The 23412-nt window shown below is 65.8% G+C and carries 23 protein-coding genes and 1 riboswitch; of the genes, 8 read left to right on the top strand and 15 right to left on the bottom strand.

Going from position 1 to position 23412, the window contains the following annotated elements:
- Positions 1-17 precede the first annotated feature (17 nt).
- Positions 18-428 carry a Sec-independent protein translocase TatB gene (locus NQJ30_RS11905; RefSeq protein ID WP_255770127.1) on the top strand — a complete coding sequence of 137 codons (411 nt, stop codon included), beginning with the start codon at positions 18-20 and terminating at the stop codon, positions 426-428.
- 18 nt (positions 429-446) lie between these two features.
- Here NQJ30_RS11905 and NQJ30_RS11900 read toward each other — a convergent pair whose 3' ends face one another.
- The 3 genes from NQJ30_RS11900 to NQJ30_RS11890 all read right to left on the bottom strand — a co-directional run bounded on the left by NQJ30_RS11900 (position 447) and on the right by NQJ30_RS11890 (position 3641).
- Positions 447-1574, bottom strand: a complete 1128-nt coding sequence (locus NQJ30_RS11900) for an Mrp/NBP35 family ATP-binding protein (RefSeq protein ID WP_255770126.1) — start codon at positions 1572-1574, stop codon at positions 447-449.
- An 11-nt stretch (positions 1575-1585) separates the two neighbouring features.
- Positions 1586-2233, bottom strand: a complete 648-nt coding sequence (locus NQJ30_RS11895) for a DUF1003 domain-containing protein (RefSeq protein ID WP_308215216.1) — start codon at positions 2231-2233, stop codon at positions 1586-1588.
- A gap of 124 nt (positions 2234-2357) precedes the next feature.
- Complete coding sequence (locus tag NQJ30_RS11890) at positions 2358-3641, bottom strand: magnesium transporter MgtE N-terminal domain-containing protein (RefSeq protein WP_255770124.1); 1284 nt, start codon at positions 3639-3641, stop codon at positions 2358-2360.
- Positions 3642-3717: 76 nt separating this feature from the next.
- On the opposite strand from NQJ30_RS11890, the gene NQJ30_RS11885 reads away from it, so the two are divergent.
- Positions 3718-4638, top strand: a complete 921-nt coding sequence (locus tag NQJ30_RS11885; protein ID WP_255770123.1) for a general stress protein — start codon at positions 3718-3720, stop codon at positions 4636-4638.
- 188 nt (positions 4639-4826) lie between these two features.
- Here the strand turns inward: NQJ30_RS11885 and NQJ30_RS11880 are convergent, their stop codons facing one another.
- From NQJ30_RS11880 to NQJ30_RS11865, 4 genes are all read right to left on the bottom strand, one after another.
- Entirely contained in the window at positions 4827-5660 is an 834-nt protein-coding gene (locus tag NQJ30_RS11880) for a carbohydrate ABC transporter permease (RefSeq protein ID WP_255770164.1), read from the bottom strand.
- A gap of 80 nt (positions 5661-5740) precedes the next feature.
- On the bottom strand, positions 5741-6727 hold the full coding sequence (locus NQJ30_RS11875) for a carbohydrate ABC transporter permease (RefSeq protein WP_255770122.1): 987 nt from the start codon (positions 6725-6727) through the stop codon (positions 5741-5743).
- A gap of 33 nt (positions 6728-6760) precedes the next feature.
- Complete coding sequence (locus NQJ30_RS11870) at positions 6761-8131, bottom strand: ABC transporter substrate-binding protein (protein ID WP_374113255.1); 1371 nt, start codon at positions 8129-8131, stop codon at positions 6761-6763.
- A gap of 203 nt (positions 8132-8334) precedes the next feature.
- Positions 8335-9933, bottom strand: coding sequence for an aminopeptidase P family protein (locus NQJ30_RS11865; RefSeq protein ID WP_255770120.1), 1599 nt, complete (start codon positions 9931-9933; stop codon positions 8335-8337).
- A gap of 81 nt (positions 9934-10014) precedes the next feature.
- Here NQJ30_RS11865 and NQJ30_RS11860 point away from each other — a divergent pair, with 81 nt between their 5' ends.
- The gene (locus NQJ30_RS11860) at positions 10015-10863 is read left to right on the top strand and encodes a PHP domain-containing protein (protein WP_255770119.1); all 849 of its coding nucleotides are present in this window, start codon (positions 10015-10017) and stop codon (positions 10861-10863) included.
- 8 nt (positions 10864-10871) lie between these two features.
- On the opposite strand, the gene NQJ30_RS11855 is transcribed toward NQJ30_RS11860, so the two are convergent.
- The 4 genes from NQJ30_RS11855 to thiE all read right to left on the bottom strand — a co-directional run bounded on the left by NQJ30_RS11855 (position 10872) and on the right by thiE (position 16060).
- Complete coding sequence (locus tag NQJ30_RS11855; protein ID WP_255770118.1) at positions 10872-11744, bottom strand: DNA-methyltransferase; 873 nt, start codon at positions 11742-11744, stop codon at positions 10872-10874.
- 8 nt (positions 11745-11752) lie between these two features.
- Entirely contained in the window at positions 11753-13459 is a 1707-nt protein-coding gene (locus NQJ30_RS11850) for a DEAD/DEAH box helicase (RefSeq protein WP_255770117.1), read from the bottom strand.
- Positions 13460-13750: 291 nt separating this feature from the next.
- Positions 13751-15253, bottom strand: coding sequence for an RNB domain-containing ribonuclease (locus tag NQJ30_RS11845; protein ID WP_255770116.1), 1503 nt, complete (start codon positions 15251-15253; stop codon positions 13751-13753).
- Positions 15254-15316: 63 nt separating this feature from the next.
- Positions 15317-16060, bottom strand: a complete 744-nt coding sequence (gene thiE / locus NQJ30_RS11840) for a thiamine phosphate synthase (RefSeq protein ID WP_255770115.1) — start codon at positions 16058-16060, stop codon at positions 15317-15319.
- Between the two features lie 27 nt (positions 16061-16087).
- Positions 16088-16207, top strand: a riboswitch (TPP riboswitch).
- A 52-nt stretch (positions 16208-16259) separates the two neighbouring features.
- Here thiE and thiO point away from each other — a divergent pair.
- From thiO to NQJ30_RS11820, 4 genes are all read left to right on the top strand, one after another.
- Positions 16260-17516, top strand: a complete 1257-nt coding sequence (gene thiO, locus NQJ30_RS11835; RefSeq protein ID WP_255770163.1) for a glycine oxidase ThiO — start codon at positions 16260-16262, stop codon at positions 17514-17516.
- Positions 17513-17749: a sulfur carrier protein ThiS gene (thiS, locus tag NQJ30_RS11830; RefSeq protein ID WP_255770114.1), complete on the top strand. Its 237-nt coding sequence runs from the start codon at positions 17513-17515 to the stop codon at positions 17747-17749. Before thiO ends, thiS begins: the two co-directional genes overlap by 4 nt.
- A 93-nt stretch (positions 17750-17842) precedes the next feature.
- On the top strand, positions 17843-18613 hold the full coding sequence (locus tag NQJ30_RS11825) for a thiazole synthase (protein ID WP_255770162.1): 771 nt from the start codon (positions 17843-17845) through the stop codon (positions 18611-18613).
- A 57-nt stretch (positions 18614-18670) separates the two neighbouring features.
- Entirely contained in the window at positions 18671-19348 is a 678-nt protein-coding gene (locus tag NQJ30_RS11820; protein ID WP_255770113.1) for a 4a-hydroxytetrahydrobiopterin dehydratase, read from the top strand.
- A 35-nt stretch (positions 19349-19383) separates the two neighbouring features.
- Here NQJ30_RS11820 and NQJ30_RS11815 read toward each other — a convergent pair whose 3' ends face one another.
- The 3 genes from NQJ30_RS11815 to NQJ30_RS11805 form a co-directional block, all read right to left on the bottom strand.
- Entirely contained in the window at positions 19384-19686 is a 303-nt protein-coding gene (locus tag NQJ30_RS11815) for a hypothetical protein (RefSeq protein ID WP_255770112.1), read from the bottom strand.
- Positions 19687-19760: 74 nt separating this feature from the next.
- Positions 19761-19985 (bottom strand): DUF3107 domain-containing protein, encoded by a 225-nt coding sequence (locus NQJ30_RS11810; RefSeq protein ID WP_255770111.1) that lies wholly within the window; start codon positions 19983-19985, stop codon positions 19761-19763.
- Positions 19986-20035: 50 nt separating this feature from the next.
- On the bottom strand, positions 20036-20701 hold the full coding sequence (locus NQJ30_RS11805; protein WP_255770110.1) for a TetR/AcrR family transcriptional regulator: 666 nt from the start codon (positions 20699-20701) through the stop codon (positions 20036-20038).
- An 86-nt stretch (positions 20702-20787) separates the two neighbouring features.
- Here NQJ30_RS11805 and moeB point away from each other — a divergent pair, with 86 nt between their 5' ends.
- A complete protein-coding gene (moeB, locus tag NQJ30_RS11800; protein ID WP_255770109.1) occupies positions 20788-21987 on the top strand; it encodes a molybdopterin-synthase adenylyltransferase MoeB in 1200 nt (399 codons plus the stop codon).
- Positions 21988-22079: 92 nt separating this feature from the next.
- On the opposite strand, the gene NQJ30_RS11795 is transcribed toward moeB, so the two are convergent.
- The gene (locus tag NQJ30_RS11795) at positions 22080-23402 is read right to left on the bottom strand and encodes a glutamyl-tRNA reductase (protein WP_255770108.1); all 1323 of its coding nucleotides are present in this window, start codon (positions 23400-23402) and stop codon (positions 22080-22082) included.
- Positions 23403-23412 lie beyond the last annotated feature (10 nt).

Genomic DNA, 23412 nt, shown 5'->3' with positions numbered 1-23412 from the left:
AGGGTAATCTTCCTAAAGTGTTTGGAATCAACGGCCCCGAGTTCTTCCTGCTCCTGATCATTGGCATCTTGGTGATCGGTCCCAAGAGGCTGCCCGAATACACCCAGAAACTGGCGAACCTGGTCAAGGAAGTCCGCCGGATGGCTTCCGGTGCGCGGGAGCAGATCAAGGAAGAAGTCGGGATCGACATCGAGGATGTCGACTGGAAGAAGTATGATCCCCGGCAGTACGACCCCCGCCGCATTATCCGGGAAGCCCTCCTGGACGACGACACCAAGCCGGTCAGCCCCGGGGCGCCCGCCGCTGTGGCCGCCGTCGCAGGCGCCGCTGCCGCCGGCAGCACGCCAGGAGCTCCGGCCCGGCCCGAACGGGTGGTTCAGTCCCTGCCGCCGGGCGTGCCGGCTCCGTTCGACACCGAGGCCACCTAGCGGACCGCGGCCGCCGCCTCAGCGGGGCTGCAGTCCCAGTTTCAGGCCCGCCAGGCCGCGTGGCTTGGCCGCAAGTTTTCCGGCGATCCCGTTCAGGGCAATGGCGGCCGGTGTTTCCGGCCGGCCAAGCACAATGGGAGTACCGGCGTCGCCTCCCTCGCGCAACAGGATGTCCAGCGGGATCTGCCCCAGCAAGGGAACATCGGCGCCCACCGTCGCCGTGAGCCGCTCGGCGAGGACAGCCCCGCCGCCGCTGCCGAACAGTTCCATCCGCCCGCCGTCGGGCATTTCCAGATAGGACATGTTTTCGATGACGCCGGCCAGGGACTGCCCCGTTTGGGTGGCGATGGCACCGGCGCGTTCGGCGACGTCGGCTGCCGCGGCCTGCGGGGTGGTGACCACCAGGATCTGTGCCTTGGGCAGCAGCTGCGCGACGGAAATCGCGATGTCCCCGGTGCCCGGCGGAAGGTCGAGGAAAAGGGCGTCAAGATCACCGAAGTAGACGTCGGTCAGGAACTGCTCCAAGGCTCGGTGGAGCATCGGGCCACGCCAGGCAACAGGCTGGTTGCCGGTGACAAACATGCCGATCGAGATCACCTTGACGCCGTATGCCACCGGCGGGAGGATCATGTCGTCCACCCGGGTGGGCGCCTGCGTAATGCCCATCAGGGCAGGAACCGAGAAGCCATGGACGTCAGCGTCCACGATCCCCACGCGGAGCCCTTGCGCGGCGAGGGCGCAGGCCAGGTTGACCGTGAGGGAGGACTTCCCCACGCCGCCCTTGCCGCTGGCAACCGCGTACACCTTGGTCAGCGACCCGGGCTCGTTGAAAGGAATGCCGCGCTGGCCCCCGGGCCCCCGCAGTTGCTCCTTCAGGGCATCCCGCTGGGCCTGGTTCATCACCTTCAGTTCAACCTCGACGGCGGCCACTCCGGGAACGGCGGACAGGGCACGTTCGGAGTCGGCTGTGATGGTGCCCCGTAGGGGACAACCGGCGATGGTGAGGAGGACGGCCAGCCGGACTGTTCCGTCACTCGTGATGTCCACCGACTCCACCATGCCCAGTTCCGTAATGGGGCGGCGCAGTTCAGGATCGATGACGGTAGCCAGCGCAGCGTGGACTGCCTGCTCCAGGGTGGCGCTCATTCGGGCAGTGCTCAGCTTTCGGAGGTAGGGATGTGTTTCGGGGCGGTGGGTTCCTTGGCCCCGCCCGTGGCGGGGCCTGTGGCGACGTGGCTTGGCTTCACTTTCGGTATCTGCTGCGTGCGGGGGCCCCGCTGTTTGTCGCGCTTTTCCTTGAGTCTTTCCTTGACCTTGTCGCGGGGTGACTCGTGGCTGCCGGACCCGGCGGGGTCATGCGTGCGCAATTCCTCCTGCGCTTCGAGCATGTCTTCCAGGAGTGAGCGCAGTTCCGCCCGGACGTAATCGCGGGTGGCCACTTCGCGCAGGGCAATCCGCAGCGACGCCAGCTCCCGGGTGAGGTATTCGGTGTCGGAAAGGTTGCGTTCGGCCCGCTGCCGGTCCTGCTGGAGTGAGACGCGGTCGCGGTCGTCCTGTCTGTTCTGGGCGAGCAGCAGCAGCGGGGCCGCATAGGAGGCCTGGAGGGACAACATGAGCGTGAGCAGCGTGTAGCCCAGCGCCTGCGAGTCGAACTGCCACTGCTCCGGAGCGAAGGTGTTCCATACCAGCCAGAAGACGCAGAACACCGTCATGTAAACCAGGAACTGCGGCGTGCCCATAAACCGGGCAAAGCCCTCGGTGGCGTGGCCGAACGCGTCAGGGTTGGGGGAGAACTTCGGCAGCATCCGCTGGCGGCCGCTCAGGGGTGTGTCGAGGCCGCCTTTGACCGGTGGTTTGGCAGCCCCGCGTTGGGCACCTTTGGGCTGTCCGACACCCTTGGGCTGAACGGAATTCTTGGAGGGGCCGGTCTCAGCCAATGCGGCCTCCCAGTTTTCTTATCGGAACTTCGCCATCATTGGCTCGCCAGTCGTCGGGCAACATATGATCCAAAACGTCATCAACAGTCACCGCCCCCACAAGCCGGCCGTCATCGCTGACCACGGGAAGCGAATTCAGGTTGTAGGTGGCAAGCGTGCGCGCCACTTCACTGATATGGGCCTGGTCAGACAGCGGCTCCAGGTTCTTATCCACCAGGTTGCCCAGGGGCTCGAACGGCGGGAACCGCAGCAGTTGCTGGATGTGGACCACGCCCAGGAAGCGGCCGGTGGGGGTTTCCAGGGGCGGCCGGGCGACGAAGATGGAGGAGGCCAGCGCGGGGGACAGCTCCTCGCGGCGGACATGGGCCAGGGCTTCCGCGACGGTCGCCTCCGGCGGCAGTATGACCGGAACCGGAGTCATCAGGCCGCCGGCGGTGTCTTCGTCGTACTCGAGCAGCCGCCGGACGTCCTCTGCGCCCTCAGGTTCCATCAGCTGCAGCAGCTGCTCCGCCTGGGCGGAGGGCAGCTCGCCGAGGAGGTCGGCGGCGTCGTCCGGATCCATCTCTTCCAGGACGTCGGCCGCGCGCTGGACGTCCAGGGCGGACAGGATTTCCACCTGGTCATCCTCCGGGAGCTCCTGCAGCACGTCCGCGAGCCGCTCGTCCTGGAGTTCGCTGGCCACCTCAAAACGCCGTTTGTCGCTCATTTCCTGCAGGGCGTCGGCGAAGTCCGCAGGCTTGAGGTCCTCATGGTTGGCCACGAACTGGGTGGCGGCCTGCGGCTCAGTCCGTGCGCCCTGCAGGGCGTCGGCCCAGTCGATGATCATGGTCTCGTTGCGCCGCAAACGGCTCAGCGGGGAAAGCGAATGGCCGCGGCGGACAAACAGCTTGCTCACGAACCAGTCGCGGGAGCGGTGCTGGTCCATGGCGATGTCCTCGATGGTGGCGTCGCCGCTGCCGTCCCGGAGGGTGACGCGACGGTCAAACATTTCCGCGACCACCAACGTCTCCGCGCCGCGCTGCTCAAAGCGGCGAAGGTTAACCAGTCCGGTACAGATGATCTGCGTCTGGTCGATCGAGGTGATGCGGGTCATCGGCACAAAAACGCGCTTCTTGCCGGGAACTTCGACGACGATGCCCACCACGTGCGGGGCACCCCGGCTACCGCGGGAGAGCACCACAACATCACGAAGCCGCCCCAGGCGGTCGCCCAAGGGGTCGAAGACATCAAGACCCAGAAGGCGGGCCACAAAGACGCGCGAAAGATTTGTGCTCACGCCTACAGGCTACCGAGTCTGCTCTCTTTTAGCTGAATTTCAGGCGGCACACATGCTGATGGGCAACAATGGGTGTATGTCAAACATTTTTGGTGCCCCTAAGGCTGGCAGCCCCAACGGGCCGGACGACGCCCGCATGGTTCCGTCCGGTGACACCGTCGGCTCGTACACCTCCTATCTGGATGCCCAGAAGGCGGTGGACTACCTCGCTGACCAGCAGTTCCCGGTCCAGATGGTTTCCATCGTGGGCAACGAACTCAAAATGGTGGAGCGGGTAACCGGTCGCCTCAGCTATCCGCGGGTGGCACTGTCCGGTGCGCTCAGCGGTATGTGGTTCGGCTTGTTTGTCGGCGTCATGCTGTCCTTCTTTGCACCCTCGCCCGGCTACTTCTCGATCCTGGCGTCGGTACTGATGGGCGCGGCATTCTTTATGCTGTTCGGCATCGTCACTTACGCCATGCAGCGCGGGAAGCGGGACTTCACCTCAACCAGCCAGGTGGTGGCCACCAACTACGACGTCATTGTTTCGGTGGAGGCGGCCCATGAGGCCCGCCGGCTGCTCCAGCAACTGCCCATGACCCGATCCGACGCAGCCGGAGCTCCCTACGGACCGCAGGGTTACCAGAACCAGCACTACGGCCAGCCGGGCCAGCACGGTCAGCCGGGCCAGCAGCCCGGGCAGGCACCGGCACGCCCCGCGGGATGGAACGATCCCTACGGCCAGCAGGGCGCCGCTCCGGCACCAGGCACCCAGGGACAGCCTTCCGGCCACGCCGCAGAGCCCGGGCAGGGCATGCAGCCGGAGGGTGCGCAGCAGACGGCCAAGACGCCCGTGTCGGCGGTCCGCTACCCCGACCTTCCGGACGGCCGGCCCCAGTACGGGGTCCGCGTCAGCGAGCAGCCAGCCGCGGGAACTGCCGCCCAGGGGCAGCCTGCTTCAGCCGAGCACCAGGCGCGTAACGACTCCGCGGACAACGCCGGAGAACCTACACCGTAGTCGGCTACACCCTAAGCGGGGATGCTGCGGGAACCGGTTCACGAACCGGCGCCACGGCAGTGCCCACGCAAAAGAACTCCGTCCGAACCTGGCTGTCGCCGGTTCGGACGGAGTTCTTTTTGCCTGCTGGGACGTTCCCGCCTGTTTAATTGACACTGCTTATGTGACCGCCGCTTATTTGACGCTCCTTATTTGACGCTGCCCGCTGTCAGGCCGCCGACGAGGTACTTCTGGAACATGAAGTAGAGCACCACCACGGGTACGGCACACACCAGCGATGCCGCCATCATCTGCGAATACACGGGGATTGCGCCGCCTTCAACCGCCGATGCGAAGACCTGCAGGGCCACGGCCGCGGTGTGGGTGTCCGGGCGGGTGAAGACCGACGCGAACAGGACGTCGTTCCAGCCGAGTAGGAACGCAAAGATCGCGGAAACGATGATTCCGGGCCAGCTCAGCGGAATGATGATCTTGAACAGGATTCCGAGGTTGGAGGCGCCGTCGATGCGGGCCGCCTCCTCCAGTTCCCGTGGCAGGCCCCGGAGGTAGGTGACCATGACCCAGGTGGAGAACGGGAGCGCGAAGGTCAGGTAGGCGATGAACAGGCCCCAGAGGGTTCCAATGACTGTCACACCCAGGTAGGTTCCCGCAGATGAAAACAGCACGAAGACGGGGAGGAGCATCAGGGTTCCGGGGATGGACTGGAGTCCCAGCAGGCCACGCAACACGGTCAGGCGGCTCCGGAATTCAAACCGGACCAGCACGTAGGCCGTTCCGATGGCCATCAGGGCAGAAACAATCGCCGTGGCACCGGACACGATCAGGCTGTTCCCGATGGCCTTCGCCAGGCCCACCGAGTCCCAAATCTTGGTGTAGCTGTCCAGGGAGAAGCTGCTCGGCCAGAACTCGCCGCTGGCCACACCCACGTCCGTGTTCAACGAGGCCAGGAAGATGTAGAGGATGGGGATCAGCACCAGGGCGCACAGCAGGACCGTGATGATGGCCAGCAGCGGCCTCGGCATCAGGCGCGTGACTTCCAGGGCGGCATCACGCCGGATGGGCTGTTTAGCCTGCCGCTCGATCGGGTTCGCTGCGTCGATGGTCATTTCTTTCCTCCCTCGTGCACGTCAAGCCGTACCGCACGCAGGTAGATGAAGAGCGGAATGGCGATCAGGACCAGTGAAACGACAGCCATCGCGGCACTCAGCCCGAACCGGAAGCTCTGGAAGCTGGTGACGTAAACCAGGATGGGCAGCACGTTCACGTCCGACGGCGCCGGTGCGCCGAACAGGACATACGGGAGCGTGAAGTTGTTGATGTGGTTCAGTGTGGCGAGCAGGAAGGCGAGCGAGACCGGTCCCTTCAAATAGGGAAAGATCACGTAGCGCAGCTTGTTCCACCACAGGGCACCGTCCAAGGCTGATGCCTCGTGGACTTCATGGTCAACTGCCTGCAGGCCGGAGAGGGCAAGCAGGTAGATGAACGGCCAGGCCGCCCAGATTTCAACCCAGACCAGCGTCCAGTACGAGCTGGGGCCGTTGAGCCACAAACCGCCGTTCATGCCCATATTGGTCAGCGTCACGTTCACGATGCCGTCCGGCTGCAGCATGGTCCGCCACACGCTGGCCACCACGAATGACGGCAGGACGTAGGGGATAAGGAAGACCGAACGCACCAGGGCGCGGCCGCGGTAGGCGTTCTGGGTGACGACGGCGGCCGCCACGCCCAGCGGGATGGTCACCACCGTGGAGATCACCGCGAAGGACACGGACAGCCAGATCGACCGGAGCAGGTCGCTGCTCGTTGCCGCTTCGATGTAGTTGTGGATACCGATGAATTCGGCACTGACCCACCGGCGCAGGGAGTACTGGTCCAGGTCTATCACGGACATCCAGATGCCCATGGCCAGCGGGATGAGGATGACCACCGTCATCAGGAAGCCGCCGGGAATGAGCAGCCACAGAGGCCGGTTCTTTTCGCTTAGCCCCTTTCGGCGCTTATCGCCCGGCATGGGCCCGCCGGATCCGGCGGGCGCCCCGGCCGCCGGACTGCTGTCCGACGGCCGGGGCTCGGTAACGCTACTTGCCATGTTCCGTAACCTTCCGCGGTTGTCCGGCAGGTCTTACTTCTTGGCCCGGTCCAGGGCAGTCTGCGACTTCGCCTGTTCGTCCTTCAGCCGCTGGGAGAGGCTGGCATCGCTGACCGCGCCGGCGGAAAGGTCCGGAATGGACTGGACCACCACGTTGGTCAGCGACAACTGGACATCGCCCCAGGCACCGCTGAACGGCGTGGCGACGGATTTTGCACCGGAGTCAAGGGCAGGCGCGATCACTTCATTGCTGGCGAGCTCCTTGGCAGCGTCCGCGTTGGCGGGAAGCTGGCCGAAGACCTTGAAGTAGTTGAGCTGGACATCCTTGTCAGTGATCATCTTGATGAACGCGAAAGCGAGATCCTTCTGCTTCGAGTAGTCCGCAACCACCAGGTTGTCACCGGAAAGAATGCTTGACGCGGGCTTCCCACCGGACGGGTTGGAGGTGGCGCCCGGCGGAACGGTGGGCATCAGGGCGTACTTGTACTTGCCCTTGACTGCCGAGGCGTCCAGCGCGGGTATGGACAGCGGGGAGGTCATGGGGAAGTAGGCTGCCTTGCCGGCCGCGAAAGCGGCCAGGGCCTGCGGGTTGGCCCAGCCAACCGAGGCAGGGTCAACCACCTTGTCCTTGGTCACCCAACCGAAGTAGGTTTCGTAGGCCTTTTTGGTGATGGGATCGTCCAGGCGGACCTTGTCCCCGTCGATGAGGGGGTTGCCGGCCTGGATGGACATTCCCCAGATGTACTTCCACGGATCGAAGTTGTCCTTGTAGGCCACCGCGACGCCGTACTGGTCGCCCTTGGTGAGCTTCTTGGCCTGTTCGGTGAATTCGTCCCATGTGGTGGCCGGCTTATCGATGCCGGCCGCGGCCAGCAGTTCGGTGTTGTAGGCCATCACGAAGGGCCGGCTCACGAAGGGGATGCCGATCTGGTTGTCCTTGTCCGGGCCGGAAATGCCCAGGGCGGCGGGAACGAACTTGTCCTTGCCGCCAAGCTGGTTCCACTCGTTGTCACCGAGCTTCACGAAAGCCCCGGTGGAGTAAGCCGTGGGGGTGAACGTGGTGCCCAGCCCGTAGACGTCAGGGCCCTGGCCGGACACCACGGAGGTCTGGATCCGGGTCATCTCGTCGTTGGCGGTGGCGAACGTCTCCCATTGGATGTCGGCTCCCGTTTCCGCCTTGAACTTGGTGCTCATCTCCTTGAACCAGGCCTGCTGCTCCTGGGGATACTGCGCGGTCACGTTCATCAGGACGTTGAGCGTTTTACCGGCGCCATCCACCTTGCCGCCCGTGCCACCAGTGCTGGTGCCGCCGGACCCGCCCGAACCGCCGCACGCGGCGAGCAGCAGGACGGAAATTGTCGCGGCGGCAACAGCACCCAGGCGACGTGGTTTGGACATACCCATGAGACTTCTCCTTTGAAGGCATACGTTGCGGCAGAGACCCGAGACTTAGATCACAGTCTATGGTTTTCATTCTCCGCGGCTAGCGTATTCACCGGAGTCAAACTCTGGCAAGCGATTGCCAAAAACTGTTACCGGAGCTTCATCATGGGCAGGCGTTCCCCGGCAGGAGTTCCCTGTCGGGGAGGCGGGACGGCCACCTCCCGTTAGACGGCACCCCCGTGGGTGGCTGTGTGCTCCACCTCGGCGTAGATTCCCGCCATCCACGCTTCGACGTCGGCAGCCTTACGGGGGAGTTCGGCGCTGAGGTTGACCGGACCGTCGGCCGTCATGAGGATGTCGTCCTCGATCCGCACACCGATCCCGCGGTACTCGGCCGGGATGGCCAGGTCTTCGTTCTTGAAGTAGAGGCCGGGCTCGATGGTGAAGACCATGCCCGGAGTCAGGATGCCATCGAGGTAGAGCTCACGCTTGGCCTGGGCGCAGTCATGGACGTCGAGGCCCAGGTGGTGGCTGGTGCCGTGCGGCATCCAGCGCCGGTGCTGCTGGCCCTCCGGGCTGATGGCTTCCTCCACGCTGACAGGCAGCAGGCCCCATTCGGCAAGCCGTTCGGCCAGCACGGTTGTGGCGGCAGTGTGGATGTCGCGGAACTTGGTGCCGGGCTGCGCGGCGGCGAATCCGGCGTCCGCCGCATCCAGGACGGCTTCATAGATCTTCCGCTGGACATCGCTGAACGTGCCGTTGACGGGCAAGGTCCGGGTGACGTCGGCCGTGTACAGCGAGTCGGCCTCTACGCCAGCGTCCAGGAGGAGGAGTTCGCCGGCGTTGACCTGGCCGGTGTTTCGGGTCCAGTGCAGCACCGTGGCATTGTTCCCTGCGGCCGCGATGGTGTCGTAGCCGAGTTCGTTGCCCACTTCGCGGGCCCGTGCAAAGAAGGCACCTTCCACCACGCGTTCGCCGCGGGCGTGGGTCAGTGCCCGTGGAAGGGACTTGACTACTTCCACAAACCCTTCGGCCGTGGCTGCCACGGCCGTCTTCATCTGTTCGACTTCCCAGTCGTCCTTGAGGAGCCGGAGTTCGGACAGGGATTCGGACAGTTTCTCGTCGAGGGCATCCAGGACGGCAAGGTCCAGGTTCTCCGGATCCTTGGCCGTGTTGTAGCGGGCAGTGTCCACCAGGGCGTCGATGTTCTCGTCCACCTTGCGGACCAGCCGGATGGAGATGCCGCCAATCTCGGGAGCGCCCACGTTCTTGGTGATGGCGGTTTCCAGCTCATCGATGTGCGCGGTGGGCAGGCCCAGGCGGGTCTCGAACTCCTCAAGCGTGGGGCGGGCACCGATCCAGAATTCGCCGGACCTGGAGTCCGCATAGAACTGTTCCGTGTCCCGGCCGGCCAGGGGACGGAAGTACAGGGTGGCGCGGTGGTTCCCGCCGTCGTCGCCCGTTCCTTCCCCTGCCGGTTCCAGGATGAGGACCGCATCCGGCTCGTGGTCGAGGCCGAGGCCGGTGAGGTGGGCGAAGGCGGAGTGGGGGCGGAAGCGGTAATCGCAGTCGTTGGACCGGACCTTCAGCGGGCCTGCGGGGATGACCAGCCGTTCGCCTTTGAACTGGTCCGAGATAGCCTTGCGCCGGGCCGCAGCATAACCGGCCACCGCGTCGCGGGCCGGCATCGCCTGGCCGGTGGGCGCCCAGTTGCTGGCCATAAAGGCCTTGAAGGCATCGGAACTTGGCCGCTGCGAGCGGTTGTTGACGCGCTCGTCGAGGGGCTGGGAAGCAGAGTTTTGGGTGTTTTCGGCATCGTTCACGGCACCATCGTCTCACCAGCGGCCGGGCATGCGCGACAACGGAGCCAATACCGGGCAGGCACGGTCAACTAGGCTGGGCAGGTGAAGATTGACCTGCATGCCCACTCCAACGTTTCCGACGGTACGGAAACACCCGCCGACGTCATGGCTTCAGCTGCCCGGGCGGGCCTGGATGTCATCGCGCTGACGGATCACGACTCGACGGACGGCTGGGCAGAGGCCTCCCCCGCCGCGCTGGAAGAAGGCGTAGCCCTCGTCCCGGGGATGGAAGTCTCCTGCCGGACGGACCAGGGGATCAGCGTGCACCTGCTGAGCTACCTGCACGATCCGGCGCACCCTGGACTGCTTGAGGAGATTACCAAGTCCAAGGACGCACGCCTGACCCGGGCCGAACGCATGGTGACGCTCCTGGCCGAGGACTACCCCCTGACCTGGGACGACGTCATCCACCACGTCGCCCCGGGCGCCACGCTGGGGCGCCCGCACATCGCCGATGCCCTGGTGGCGGCGGGCGTTGTTTCGGACCGGTCGGAAGCGTTCAGGTCCATCCTTACCTCCCGTTCGCGCTACTTTGTCCAGCACTACGCACCCGACCCGGCCGCCGCCGTCGAACTTGTCCGCGCGGCAGGCGGCGTCCCCGTCTTCGCGCACCCCGTGGCGTCCTCTCGCGGACGGATCGTGGGGGAGCGCACCTACCGGGAGATGATCGACGCCGGCTTGGTGGGACTGGAGATCAACCATCGCGACAACCCGGAAGAAGGGCGCGAGTTCCTGCGCCGCCTGGCCGCCGAACACGGGCTCCTGATCACGGGATCCTCCGACTACCACGGCACCGGCAAGCCCAATCTGCTGGGGGAGAACCTCACCGCGCCGGCGGTACTCGACCGGATCGAGGCACTCGGCACGGGAACCGTCGTCGTCCGGCCTTAACCAGCGACCTACTTGGGCGGGAAGGACGTAAAGGTCGCGTGGGCACCCAACCGCTTGGCCATGACGTCGATGGCGGGCTGGTTCTGGTCCACGCAGACAAACTTCCGGCCGAGCTTGGCCGCCACCGCACCGAGCGTGCCGGAGCCGGCGAAGAAGTCCAGGCACCAGTCACCGGGCCTGCTTGAGGCGGCCACCACCCGCCGGATGAGGCCCTCGGGCTTCTGCGTGGGGTAGCCGGTTTTTTCCTTGCCGGTGGGGGAGACGATGGTGTGCCACCACACGTCGGTGGGCAGTTTCCCGAGTTCCCGTTTGGCAGGCGTGACCAGGCCGGGGGCCATGTAGGGCTCGCGGTCAACCTCGGCGCTGTCGAAGTGGTATTTCGACGGGTTTTTGACGTAGACGAGGATGTTGTCGTGTTTGGTGGGCCAGCGGTATTTGGCGCGTGCACCGTAGTCGTACGCCCAGATGATCTCGTTCAGGAAGCACTCGCGGCCGAAGATCGCGTCCAGCATCACCTTGGCGTAATGGACTTCCCGGTAATCCAGGTGGAGGTAGAGCGTGCCGTCATCAGCCAGCAGCCGCCAGGCCTCCACGAGCCGGGGTTCCAAGAAGGCCCAGTAATCGCTGAAGGCGTCATCGTAACGGTGCAATGCCCCCTTGATGGTGTCGTAGGAGCGGCCCTTGAAGCCCACGCGGTCGCCGTCACCGTCAGTGTTGAGCACCATCCGGGTTTCCTGGCGGGTCTGGGCCCGGCCGGTGTTGAACGGCGGGTCCACGTAAATGAGTGTGAAGGCGCCGTCCGGCAGCGAGGGGAGGTACTCCGCGTTGTCCGCGTGAACCACCAGGTTGCTGCCGTCCGGCGCCCAGACGGTGTCAGTCATCGAGGCTGTTAGGCCTCTGTGCTGCCGGGCTGCGTGCCTTTGTCGGCGCCGGCCACCACTTCGCCGTTGCGGCGGCGGGTGCGGGTCCGGCTGCGCCGGGCGCGGGGGTCCACTTCGCCGGCGGTCGCAGCCGGAGCCGCGGATTCGGCGGCCGGCCCGGTGCCGGCCGTCGCCGCATCAGACGTACGACGGCGACGCTCGCCTGAGCGGCTGCCCTCACCTGAGCGGCCACCTTCTGAGCCGCCGCGGCGGCTTCCTTCGCGCCCGCCTGAACGGCCGGCGTCGCGTCCGCGCTCATGCCCGCCGTTTTTTCCGCTGGCGCGGGAGTTCTTCTTGCCGGTTTCGCCCAGGTCCTCGAGGACTTCGGCGTCAACACCGGCGAGGGTGCGCTTGTTGCGGGGGAGACGGCCTTTGGTGCCCTCGGGGATGTCCAGCTCTTCGTAGAGGTGGGGCGAGGAGGAGTAGGTTTCCACCGGCTCCGGAACGCTCAGGCCAAGCGCTTTGTTGATCAGGCCCCAGCGTGGCATATCGTCCCAGTCAACGAAGGTCACGGCGGTGCCCTTGTTGCCGGCGCGGCCGGTGCGGCCCACACGGTGCAGGTAGATCTTCTCGTCCTCAACGCACTGGTAGTTGATCACGTGCGTCACGTCGTCCACATCGATGCCGCGGGCGGCGACGTCGGTGGCCACCAGGACGTCCACTTTGTTGTTGCGGAAGGCGCGGAGCGCCTGCTCGCGGGCACCCTGGCCGAGGTCGCCGTGGATGGCGGCGGCCGCGAAGCCGCGGTCCACCAGTTCCTCGGCCACCTTCGCGGCGGTCCGCTTGGTCTTGGTGAAGATGATGGTGCGGCCGCGACCCCGTGCCTGCAGGATGCGGGCAACAACTTCAACCTTGTCCATGCTGTGGGCACGGTAGATGAGCTGGCGGATATCGCGCTTGGTGAGGCCCTCGTCCTGGGGATCGGCCGCGCGGATGTGGGTGGGCTGGGTCATGTAGCGGCGGGCCATGGCAATAACGGGGCCGGGCATGGTGGCGGAGAACAGGAGCGTCTGGCGGACGGCGGGGGTGCCGGCGATCAACGTTTCCACGTCCGGCAGGAAGCCGAGGTCCAGCATTTCGTCAGCCTCGTCGAGGATGACGATCTTGACGTTCTTCAGGCTCAGGTGCTTCTGCTTGTACAGGTCAATGAGGCGGCCGGGGGTGCCCACCACAATCTCGACGCCCTTCTGCAGGGCCTCGACCTGCGGCTCGTAGGCACGGCCACCGTAGATGGTGGCGATACGGGCGTTGCGCTTGAGTGAGGCAGTCTGGAGGTCGTTGGCCACCTGGACCGCCAGCTCGCGGGTGGGCACGATCACCAGGGCCTGCGGCGCGCCCGGAACGGCGAGCTTATCGAAGCCGGCATCGTCCCGGCCCACCACGCGCTGAAGCGCGGGGATGCCGAAACCGAGGGTCTTGCCGGTGCCGGTCTTGGCCTGGCCGATGATGTCGTGGCCCGCCAGGGCCACCGGCAGGGTCATGGACTGGATGGGGAACGGGTGCGTGATCCCGGCGTCTGCCAGGGACTCGACGATGTCGGCGCGGACGTTGTAGTCGGCGAAGGACTTTTCCGCGATTTCGTGCGGCTTCTCGTCGGAGATGATGGTTTCTTCAGGTTCGATCGTTTCGACGCCGGAATCGTCCATTAGGAGCTGGTGGGTATGCAATTCACTCACAGGTGAGTTTCCTTATTCATTTGGGCATTGGCGCTGCCTGCTCAACGGGCCGGCCAACGCGGCCGCTCCGGAGCATGCTCAGGCGCACAAGCTAATCCAGTGGAAGCCGATCGCGGGCTATCTAAATGCTGGCACTGGTGACCAGCGGGTGTATCTCAAGATCGCGTAGGGGCGGGCTTGTTGAATTCAAAATCAAGGAAATCAACGACCGGGCATCCATTTCTACATCTTCAGTCTAGCCGTACGGATCCCGAATCCCGGCTTTTGGCCCTCGAAGCAGGGGCAGCCGGCTCAGGGCAGGAGCTCGAAGTGGACCTCTCGGGCGGCGATATCGGAGGAGATCAGGCGAACGCGGACCTGGGTACCGGATTCGAGGTCGCCGGCGCACCGGGCCGTCACGGCCGGCTCGGCGATCTGGACAATCCCCGAAGGACCGCTGCCGTTCTTGCCATTGCCGTTCTTCGCACCGTTGCCGTTTTTGGCGCCGTTGCCGTTCTCCTTCTGCGGCTTGGACCCCGAAATGACAATGGCATCAAACTCCTGGCCGATGTGGTTGACCAGGAGGGCGGCCTCCACCGTGTCCAGTGCCATGCGTTCCATGCGGCTTGCCAGCTGATCGGAGGCGGCCATGATTTCCGGGAGGGTGGGCAGAGCTTCCCGTGCCCAGTCAGGGACCGGCTTGCCGTTGCTGAGGGCTTCGCAGATCACCAGGACAAACCTGTCGATCAGCCGACGGAGGGGTGCCGTGGTGTGGGCATAGGCGGCCCCGATGGCCGACTGGATGGCGTCGTCAGGAACGGTACCGTCAAAGGCGGTGTAGCTGGCTCCGCGGAACAGCATGCCGGCGGAGTGCAGGATGGCCAGTTGCCGGGGTTCGGTGGGATCGAGGCTGCGAAGGTACTCGCCGTAGCTGATCTTCCCGTCCCATGGCTTGCCGAGGGCCACGGTCTGGAGCCGGAAATGCCGGAGCGAGCGCTCGTCCGGGGCGGGCATGGTGCGCAGGATGCCCACCTTCCCCGCCAGCATCATGTCCGCGGCCGCCATTCCGGTCATCAGGGAAATCTGGGCATTCCAGTCCTCCACCGGGAGCTGGGGCGCGGCGGCAATCCGGTAGCCGCCGTCGGGCAGCTGGACGATTTCCTGCTCCGGCATGTTCAGGCTGGCACCGCCGCGCTGGCGTTCCAGTTCAACGCGCTTGAGCCCCACTTCCTTCAGGAGTTGCAGCACGGGGTTGGCCGTTCCGGCATCGATCTGCGCCTGAACACCCTTGTAGTCCAGCTTTGACCGGCTGCGGATGGTGGCGCGCCGAACGGACACACTGCTTACGTGGGCGGCGTCGTCGAGCCCGAATTCCCAAACAAACGCGGCACACAGCTGGTCGGCCAGCAAGCTGCCGGCGCCCTCGCTGATCACCTCGGGGTGCAGCGGGATCCGGCCGTCCGGGGCGTAGAACGTCTGGCCGCGCCTGCGGGTTTCGGCGTCCAGGCTGCCGCCGGGACGGACAAAGGAGGGCACGTCCGCGATGGCGTACAGCACCCGGTAGCCGGCGTCGGAACGCTCGATGAACAGCGCCTGGTCAAGGTCCGTGGACGACGCCGGATCGATGGTCAGGAACTCCACGTCCGTGAGGTCCGTGGCGGGCAGCTGATGGGCGGCCACCGCGGCCTCTGCGTCACGGACCGCCTCAGCGGGGTAGGGTCCGGGCAGTTCCAGCTCGGTCCGCAGTGCGCTCAGGGCTGCCTCGAGAGCGTTCGTCTTCTCGTGGACGTTAGGGGCCAACCGATGATGGGACACAAAAGTCAGGTTAGCCCGATTCCCCGGGATCGCGCACGCCCCGCCCCGCCGCGGGCCGGATTCCTAGGCCGCGCCGGCATCCAAGGCGGCCAGGAGGGCCTGGGCCGCTGCGGCGGGATCGGCGGCTTCCGTGATGGCCCGCACCACAACAATCCGGCTGGCACCCGCCGCCACCACCTGCTCGACGTTGTCCAGGTCGATCCCGCCGATGGCAAACCAGGGCACGGCGCTTTGGGCATCGGCGCCGGGGGCGGCAGCAACGGCATCCGCTGCATACCGCACGAGGTCAAGGCCGACGGCGGCCCGGCCCGGTTTGGTGGGGGTGGCCCACACCGGTCCCACACAGAAATAGTCGAGGCCGCCGTCGGCGGTTACCGGGGACGACAACCGGATGGCTCCTTCCACCTGTTCGGCGGTGTGGGTGGAAAGCCCCACCACGGCGCCGGCGCCCAGCAGCGTGCGGGCGGAGGCCACGGGCAGGTCCTTCTGGCCGATGTGGAAGACCGGCGCACCGGACAGCATGGCAATGTCAGCCCGGTCGTTGACGGCCCACAGCCGTCCGTGGCGGGCGGCGGCCGCCTGCAGGACAGTCAGCAGCTCCAGCTCTTCGGCGGCCTCGATGTCCTTGTCACGGAGTTGGATGATGTCCACGCCGCCGGCAAACGCCGCATCCACAAACTCAGCAAAGTCCCCGCGGTCGCGGCGTGCATCAGTGCACAGGTACAGCCTGGCGTTTCGGGGCAGGCCGCCGGCGGGCTCTTGGGCGGTGGGGCTGGGGAGGATGCTGGGGCTGGAAGACACGTTCATGGAAACCACCATAGTTCCCCTAAACTGGGCGAGTACTGCGGGAGCCCGTTGCAGCCGTCACAAAGCGGCCGGGCTGAGAGGGCGTCAGAGCCGACCGCTTGACCTGATCCGGCTAGTACCGGCGTAGGGAAGGAAACACATGGTCCCTCCATCCGGCGGCGCGTCCGCCAGCACACCTGCGACTGCCGCGGGCAGCGAAATGAACAGCCCCACCGTCCTGCACGCCGACGTTGCGGTGATCGGTGGCGGCGTCGTCGGCCACTGCATCGCCTGGGAAGCGCGGCGCTCCGGCCGCTCCGTGGCAGTGATCGACGACAAACCGGGTTCGGGGGCCAGCTGGGCGGCCGCCGGCATGCTCGCCCCCGTCAGCGAGCTGCACTACCAGGAGGAAGACCTCCTGGAGCTGATGCTCGAGTCCTCTCACCTTTGGCCCGCATTCGCGGCCGGCCTCGACCAAGCCGGAGCAGGGGATTTTGGCTACCTGACGACGCCGACCCTCGCCGTGGGTGCCGACGCAGCGGACCGCCGCGCGCTGATGGACCTGCGGGCCGTGCAGCAGGCAAACGGCCTGGTCGTGGAGCCGCTGACGGTCCGGGAAGCGAGAGCCAGGGAACCGATGCTGAGCCCGGCCATCTCCTGTGCCCTGGACATTCCGGCGGACCACCAGGTGGACCCCCGCAGGCTGGTAGCAGCCTTGCGTCACGTCCTCGCCATCCACCAACCGGGCACCGGGACCGCCGTGACCGGCGCCCGTGACGGGTTCGCCGTTGAGGATTGCGCCACCGCACTTCGCTGGGAGAATGACCGGGTCAGCGGGGTTGAACTGGCCGGCGGCTGCACCATCCTGGCGGGGGAGACCATCGTGGCCAACGGCCTCCAGGCCGCGGCCCTGGGGAGCCTGCCGGACCGGATGCGGCTGCCCTTGAGGCCCGTCTACGGCGACATCCTGCGCCTCAACGTTCCCCGGCACTTGCGCCCGTTGCTGACGTCCACCGTACGGGGCCTGGTCCGCGGCGTGCCGGTCTACATCGTCCCCCGGCAGGACGGCACGGTGGTGATCGGCGCAACCCAGCGCGAAGACGACCTGCCCGCAAGGGGGGACGCAACCGCTGCCGTCTCGGCGGGCGGCGTGTACCAGTTGCTGCGTGACGCCCAGGTCCTCGTGCCGGCCGTTGCCGAGCTGGAGCTCCTCGAATGCACCGCGAGGGCCCGTCCCGCCACGCCGGACAACGCACCGTTGCTGGGCCGCGTCCCGGGTCCGGGGCCGGGACACATTTCGGGGCTGATCATTGCCACCGGTTTCTACCGCCACGGCGTGCTGCTGGCCCCGGCAGCGGCAGCCATCTGCCGCGACCTGCTGGACGGCCGGGAAGACCCGCGGTGGCAGGCCCTCAATCCGGACAGGTTTTCCGGCCAGCCTCAAGCCACGTTTCACTTCAGGAAGGAAACAGCATGAACATCACCCTTAATGGCTCGCCACATGCCGTGCCCGGCGACGCGTCCATCACCACCCTGGTGGTCCAAATCACCGGTCGTCCCCTCGCCGCCAACGGCCAGGCCGCCGACGGGCAGAAACTCGGTGTCGCCGTCGCCCGCAACTCGGAAGTTGTACCGCGCAGCCAGTGGTTCGCCACGGCGCTCGCCGATGGCGACACCATTGAACTCGTCACAGCAGTGCAGGGAGGCTGAACCATGACCGTCATAAACAGCTCTGGCACCGGGACCACCCCGGCGAAGACCGAAGTGCTTTCGGCCGACGCGCCTGTCGCCGGCATCCCTGCCATGGACGCGCTTGTCATCGACGGCGTGGAACTCGGCTCCCGCCTCATCATGGGCACCGGGGGCGCTCCCAGCCTCGACGGGCTCGGGGCAGCGCTGCTGGCCTCCGGAACGGAACTCACCACCGTGGCGATGCGGCGGTACTCGCCCGCCGAGTCCGGCTCGCTCTTCCAGCTCCTGGTGGACCATGGCATCCGCGTGCTGCCCAACACTGCCGGCTGCTTCACTGCACGGGACGCCGTTATGACGGCCGAACTGGCCCGGGAAGCCCTGGAGACGGACTGGGTCAAGCTGGAAGTCATTGCCGATGAGCAAACGCTGCTTCCGGACGCCGTCGAGCTCGTTGACGCCACGGAACAGCTCGTGAACCGGGGCTTCAAAGTGTTCGCTTACACCAACGACGACCCCGTGCTGGCCCTGCGGCTGGAGAACCTGGGTGCCGCGGCGGTAATGCCACTGGGGGCGCCGATCGGTACCGGTCTGGGGATCCTGAACCCGCACAACATCGAACTGATTGTGTCGCGCGCTTCAGTTCCAGTGGTACTGGATGCCGGCATCGGCACGGCGTCGGATGCGGCCCTGGCCATGGAGTTGGGCTGCGATGCCGTCCTGCTGGCCACCGCCGTGACTCGCGCGCAGAATCCAGCGCTGATGGGTGAAGCCTTCAAGCACGCCGTCATCGCCGGTAGGCTGGCGAGAGCGGCCGGCAGGATACCGCGCCGCGAGCATGCCTTGGCGTCATCGGCGATGGAAAACCGGGCTGAGTTCCTCTAGGCCGGTACCAGCTGCCGGCCGCCACGACTGCTCAGGGAACAAACCGAGGAGTCCGCTGTGGCCGGCACGCAAGATGTCCTTACCCGCGAACAGCTCGACGCCGCCCTGGCCGTGCTGCCGGACTGGCGGTACCGGCCGGGCGGGCTTGTCACCGTCTACAAAACGCCGACGGCGGCCGCGGCGCTTGAGCTGATTGCCGCCGTCGGGCGTTTTGCGGAAGAACAGAACCACCATCCAGACCTCGACTGGCGATACAACCGGGTGTTCATTCGCTACACCTCCCACGATGCGGGCGGAGAGGTCACTGAGCGGGACACCGCGGCTGCCGCTGCGGCAACCGCAGCGGCGGCCGAGGTTGGGGCGACTGCCCAGCCTGGCCTGTTCAGGACAGTGGAGGTGGGCATTGATACGGCGGACCCGGCGGCAATCGCGGAGGTGTGGCGGGTGGCGCTGGGCTATAAGGAAGGCCCGGGCGGTGACCTGGTGGATCCCTACGGCCGCGGACCGGGCATCTGGTTCCAGGAAACAGCGACACCCAACAGCAGCAGACTGCACGTTGACGTCCACTGGAGCCTTGCCGAATCGGAGGCCGCCCTCGCGAAAGTTACTGCAACAGGGGCCTTGATGAACCATGACCATGCGCCCGACTGGGTGGTGGTCACGGACGCGCAGGGAAACCGGCTGTGCATCTGCACCGAGGCGGGCCACCGGCCTGAGGCAGCGTCCGGACAATGACTGGGCCGGTACCGTGAGGGCTGGTGCCCGGCGGGCTACAGCTTCAGGGCCTGGGTGAGCCGCTGGACGTCGTGGCGTTCGCGGACCCGGCCCAGGTAGATGACGGCGCCGATGGCTGCCGCCGTGCCCAGGACCATTGGGAGGATCCAGGGGATCCAGGTCAGGCCGGGCAGGTAGCCAAAGCCTGCCGTCATGGCAATGATCCAGCTGAGCGCACCCACCGCGACGGCTACACCGGCGGGCAGCACCATGCCGTACCTGGTATGGCGCCTGTCATTTGCCCAGACAATAAAGCCTGCAGCGGCGGTGACCAGGACAACGATGGTCAGCGAAAGCATGGAATCTCCCTTGGAATGCAGAGGGCCACCGCCAGTTGGCGGTGGGCCCCTGCTTGTGTCTTACAGCTCCGGGCTTAGAACTGGCCGAAACCAACCTTGCGGGCTTCTTCGGCACCGATTTCCACGTAGCCCAAGGCGTTGCCGGGAACAATGATGATGCGTCCCTTGTCATCCTTGAGCCGCAGTTCGGTGCCCTTGGTGATGGCTTCTTCAACGATCGTGGCTACGGCGTCAGCATCCTCAGCCGATTCCAGTACGATTTCGCGGCCAATGTTCTGAATGCCGATTTTAATTTCCAAAAGGGGGCCTCCCAGCCAATCAACGTTTGTTCAGGTTCTCTATTTGTAGTCTAGGACTCTTTGGGAAAGCGCGAGATTCCGCGCCAAGCTAAACGGTAAATGAGGTCGCTGGCAACGTCGAGGTCCAGGTTCCCGTCCGTTTCCAGCCAGTAACGTGCGCTGACCTGCGCCATCCCGGCCAGCCCGCGTCCCAGCAGCTGCGCCTCCAGATGTGGAAGCTTGGTGTCCTCGGCAATGACGTGGGCAACGGCGTCGGCAAAGGTCTTATTGAAGGTTTCCAGCCTGGAACTGACATCGGGATCGTTGATGAGGTCAGATTCGAAGACCAACCGGTGGGCCTGGTCTTCGCTGGCGATGTAGCGGAAGTACGCACGCATTACGGCCTGGACCCGTTCGTCATTGTCCGACGTCGAATTCAGGGCGCCCAGCATCAGCTCGGTCAGGGACGTCAGGTGGCTGTCCAGCAGGGCAAGGTAAAGCTCGCGTTTGGACGGGAAATGCTGGTAAAGCACGGGTTTGCTCACATGGGCCGTCTCGGCGATCTCGTCCATGGCGGCACCGTGGTACCCGTTGGCAACAAACACCTCATGGGCAGCCGCCAGAAGCTGCGCGCGCCGTTCGTCCCGTGGCAGCCGTCCGGACCGCTGGCCCCCGCTGCGTTGAGGTGCGGGCGGTTCCGCGTCGGACGCCCGGTCAGCCCGTGTTTCATGCGCCACAGTATTGCCCTACTTTCACTTGCCGTTATATACACAATACTGCGCGGTAATATGACCGGGCGGTATCTCGGGGCCTACATTGAAGTATGGCTTCGACTTTGACCGTAAATGATTCCCCCGTCTCGCTTAAGCCCCTTGTAGAGCCCGCCGCCGAGCTCACACCGGCCGAAGTTGAGCGCTACTCGCGGCACCTCATCATTCCGGAAATCGGTACGGTGGGGCAGCGGCGGCTGAAAAACGCCAAGGTGCTGGTCATCGGCGCCGGCGGCCTGGGCTCACCGGCCCTGCTTTACCTGGCGGCCGCCGGGGTGGGGACCTTGGGAATTATCGACGACGACGCCGTTGACCTGAGCAACCTGCAACGTCAGGTTATCCACGGCGTGGCCGATGTCGGCCGCCCGAAGATCGAATCCGCCCGGGACGCCATCACGGCGCTGAACCCGCTGGTGGACGTCCGGCTGCATAACGTCAGGCTCGACGCGTCCAACGCATTGGATCTGTTCGCGGACTACGACCTGATCCTCGACGGGGCGGACAACTTCGCTACCCGCTATCTGGTCAACGACGCCGCCGCCATCCTGGGCAAACCGTACGTCTGGGGGTCGATCTTCCGTTTCGACGGCCAGGTGAGCGTCTTTTGGGAAAAGCACGGCCCCACCTACCGTGATCTGTACCCCGAAGCCCCGCCGGCCGGCTCCGTTCCGTCCTGCGGCGAGGGCGGTGTCTTTGGCATGCTCTGCGCTGCGGTGGGCTCACTCATGGTGACGGAGGCAGTCAAGCTGATCACCGGCGTCGGGCGTTCCCTCCTGGGCAGGGTGGCACTCTTCGATGCGCTCGGCGGCAGCTGGCGCGAGATCCGCGTGTCCAGGGACCCGGCCACGGCGCCCATCACGGAACTGACCGACTATGAGGCCTTCTGCGGTATCACTCCCGCCGTCTCCCCGGACACGGAGCACACGGTCACGGCGACGCAGCTGGCCACAATGCTCGCGTCGCGCAAGGCCGGCCTGAAGGACTTTGAACTGGTGGACGTCCGTGAGACCGGCGAGCACGACATCGTCAGCATCGACGGCTCGGTGCTGATTCCGCAGGGCAGGATTCTGGCCGGCGAAGCCTGGGCGGACCTGCCGCAGGACAAGGACATTGTGTTCCACTGCAAGGCGGGGACCCGGTCAGCGAACGTCCTCGAGGCCGTGCGGAAGGCCGGGTATGAGCGCGTCAGCCATCTCGACGGCGGGATCCTGGCCTGGGTGCGCGACGTGGAGCCCCAGAAGCCGGTCTACTGACACCTTTGCTCTATCACTTTTGGTCGTCAAAAGGCACGGTTGAGAGCCAGAAGTGATAGAGCAACCGGGGAGTGGCCCGGCGCCGGAGGAGGTCAGGCGGTTGCGGTTCCGCGGCGCCCGGCGGCGGGGACGGGGCATTCAGCCTGCGGGGCAGCGGCGGGCTGCTCCACGGTGATTCCGTAAAGCGTTTCGAGCGCCGAAACGTAGTCGTCCTGCTGGCCGTTTGCTGCGAGCTCGCGAGCGCGGACCGTGGGCACGTGCAGGAGCTGCTTGACCATCCGGCGGAGCGCGAACTCCACTTCCTCGGCGGCAGCGGTGCAGCCGTGCCGGGCACGGACACGCTCCATCTCGGCGTCCAGGACACTCATGGTGTGGCGGCGCAGCGCAACGATGGCGGAGTCCACAGAGCGGGCTTCCCGCTCCTGCTCAAAAGCCTGCGCGGCTCCGGAGACGATGCCACTGGCCTGGGCCAGGGACTCTGCCTGTTCCTGCGGGGCCGCCAGTCGAACGGATTCCAGCGTCAGCAGCTCAACGCCGTCGAGCTGGCCCACTTCGGGGTCAAAGTCATGCGTCAGGGCCAGGTCGATGGCAATCAGCGGCTGGGGGGATCCAGCGCGGACCTGGGCAAGTTCATCGGCTTCAACGCGGGTGTCTGAACCGCTGCAGCCAATCATTACGTCGGCCGCGGCCACCGCGGGCGAGAGGGTTTCGGCGTCCAGCGCGGTTCCGCCGCGGCTGGCGACGAAGGCTTCAGCGCGGCCTGACGAGGAGAAGACCGAGATGTCCGTGCAGCCGCGGTCGCGCAGCAGCGCCATGGTGGCGCCTGCGTAGGCGCCGGTGCCGAACAGGACAACTTTCTTGCCGGACCAGTCGGGATTCTCGGACAGATCAGTGGCAAGGTCCAGAGCCACCGAGACGATGGACAGGCCACGCGATCCGAGTGCGGTCTGGGCGCCAACCTCCTTGGCCGTCTTGGACGCGGCCTGGAACAGGCGGACCAGGCCGGCACTGGCAGTGCCCTCGTGCTGGGCGTTGATCAGGGCCCGGCGGACCTGTCCGGCAATTTCGCGTTCACCCACCACGGCGGAGTCGAGTCCGGAACTCACGGCGAAAAGGTGCTGGCTGACTTCCGGTCCGGTGCGCGTACTGAAGGCACGGGATACAAGCTGCTCGTTGAGCCCGCTCAGTCCGCTGATCTCGGAAACCAGGGCCGCGCGGGCCGCCTCGACGTCGTCAACATGGGGGGCTTCGCCGTAGATTTCGTAGCGGTTGCAAGTGGCCAGCACAACGGCGCCCGTCACTGCCGGCGATCCGGAGAGAGCGGACGTAGCGATCTCTGAAGCACCGTTGCTCAGTTGAGCGACGGTCTCTAGATCGATGTCGGCGTGTGTAGCCACCAATGAGAAAAGAACCACAGCACGTACA

It is taken from the genome of Pseudarthrobacter sulfonivorans, assembly GCF_024391045.1.
GTDB classification, from domain to species: Bacteria; Actinomycetota; Actinomycetes; order Actinomycetales; family Micrococcaceae; genus Arthrobacter; species Arthrobacter sulfonivorans_B.
Note: the sequence above shows the minus strand (reverse complement) of the source record. Positions and strands in the feature narration are given on the sequence as shown.

What these genes read in the sequence shown, in the direction of transcription:
- NQJ30_RS11895 (WP_308215216.1), bottom strand. Translation starts at nt 2,233, where the DNA reads ATGCTGCCGAAGTTCTCCCCCAACCCTGACGCGTTCGGCCACGCCACC.
- NQJ30_RS11825 (WP_255770162.1), top strand. Translation starts at nt 17,843, where the DNA reads ATGGACGCGCTTGTCATCGACGGCGTGGAACTCGGCTCCCGCCTCATC.
- NQJ30_RS11870 (WP_374113255.1), bottom strand. Translation starts at nt 8,131, where the DNA reads ATGGGTATGTCCAAACCACGTCGCCTGGGTGCTGTTGCCGCCGCGACA.
- NQJ30_RS11815 (WP_255770112.1), bottom strand. Translation starts at nt 19,686, where the DNA reads ATGCTTTCGCTGACCATCGTTGTCCTGGTCACCGCCGCTGCAGGCTTT.
- NQJ30_RS11900 (WP_255770126.1), bottom strand. Translation starts at nt 1,574, where the DNA reads ATGAGCGCCACCCTGGAGCAGGCAGTCCACGCTGCGCTGGCTACCGTC.
- NQJ30_RS11885 (WP_255770123.1), top strand. Translation starts at nt 3,718, where the DNA reads ATGTCAAACATTTTTGGTGCCCCTAAGGCTGGCAGCCCCAACGGGCCG.
- moeB (WP_255770109.1), top strand. Translation starts at nt 20,788, where the DNA reads ATGGCTTCGACTTTGACCGTAAATGATTCCCCCGTCTCGCTTAAGCCC.
- NQJ30_RS11855 (WP_255770118.1), bottom strand. Translation starts at nt 11,744, where the DNA reads ATGACTGACACCGTCTGGGCGCCGGACGGCAGCAACCTGGTGGTTCAC.
- NQJ30_RS11880 (WP_255770164.1), bottom strand. Translation starts at nt 5,660, where the DNA reads ATGCCGAGGCCGCTGCTGGCCATCATCACGGTCCTGCTGTGCGCCCTG.
- NQJ30_RS11875 (WP_255770122.1), bottom strand. Translation starts at nt 6,727, where the DNA reads ATGGCAAGTAGCGTTACCGAGCCCCGGCCGTCGGACAGCAGTCCGGCG.
- thiO (WP_255770163.1), top strand. Translation starts at nt 16,260, where the DNA reads ATGAACAGCCCCACCGTCCTGCACGCCGACGTTGCGGTGATCGGTGGC.
- thiS (WP_255770114.1), top strand. Translation starts at nt 17,513, where the DNA reads ATGAACATCACCCTTAATGGCTCGCCACATGCCGTGCCCGGCGACGCG.
- thiE (WP_255770115.1), bottom strand. Translation starts at nt 16,060, where the DNA reads ATGAACGTGTCTTCCAGCCCCAGCATCCTCCCCAGCCCCACCGCCCAA.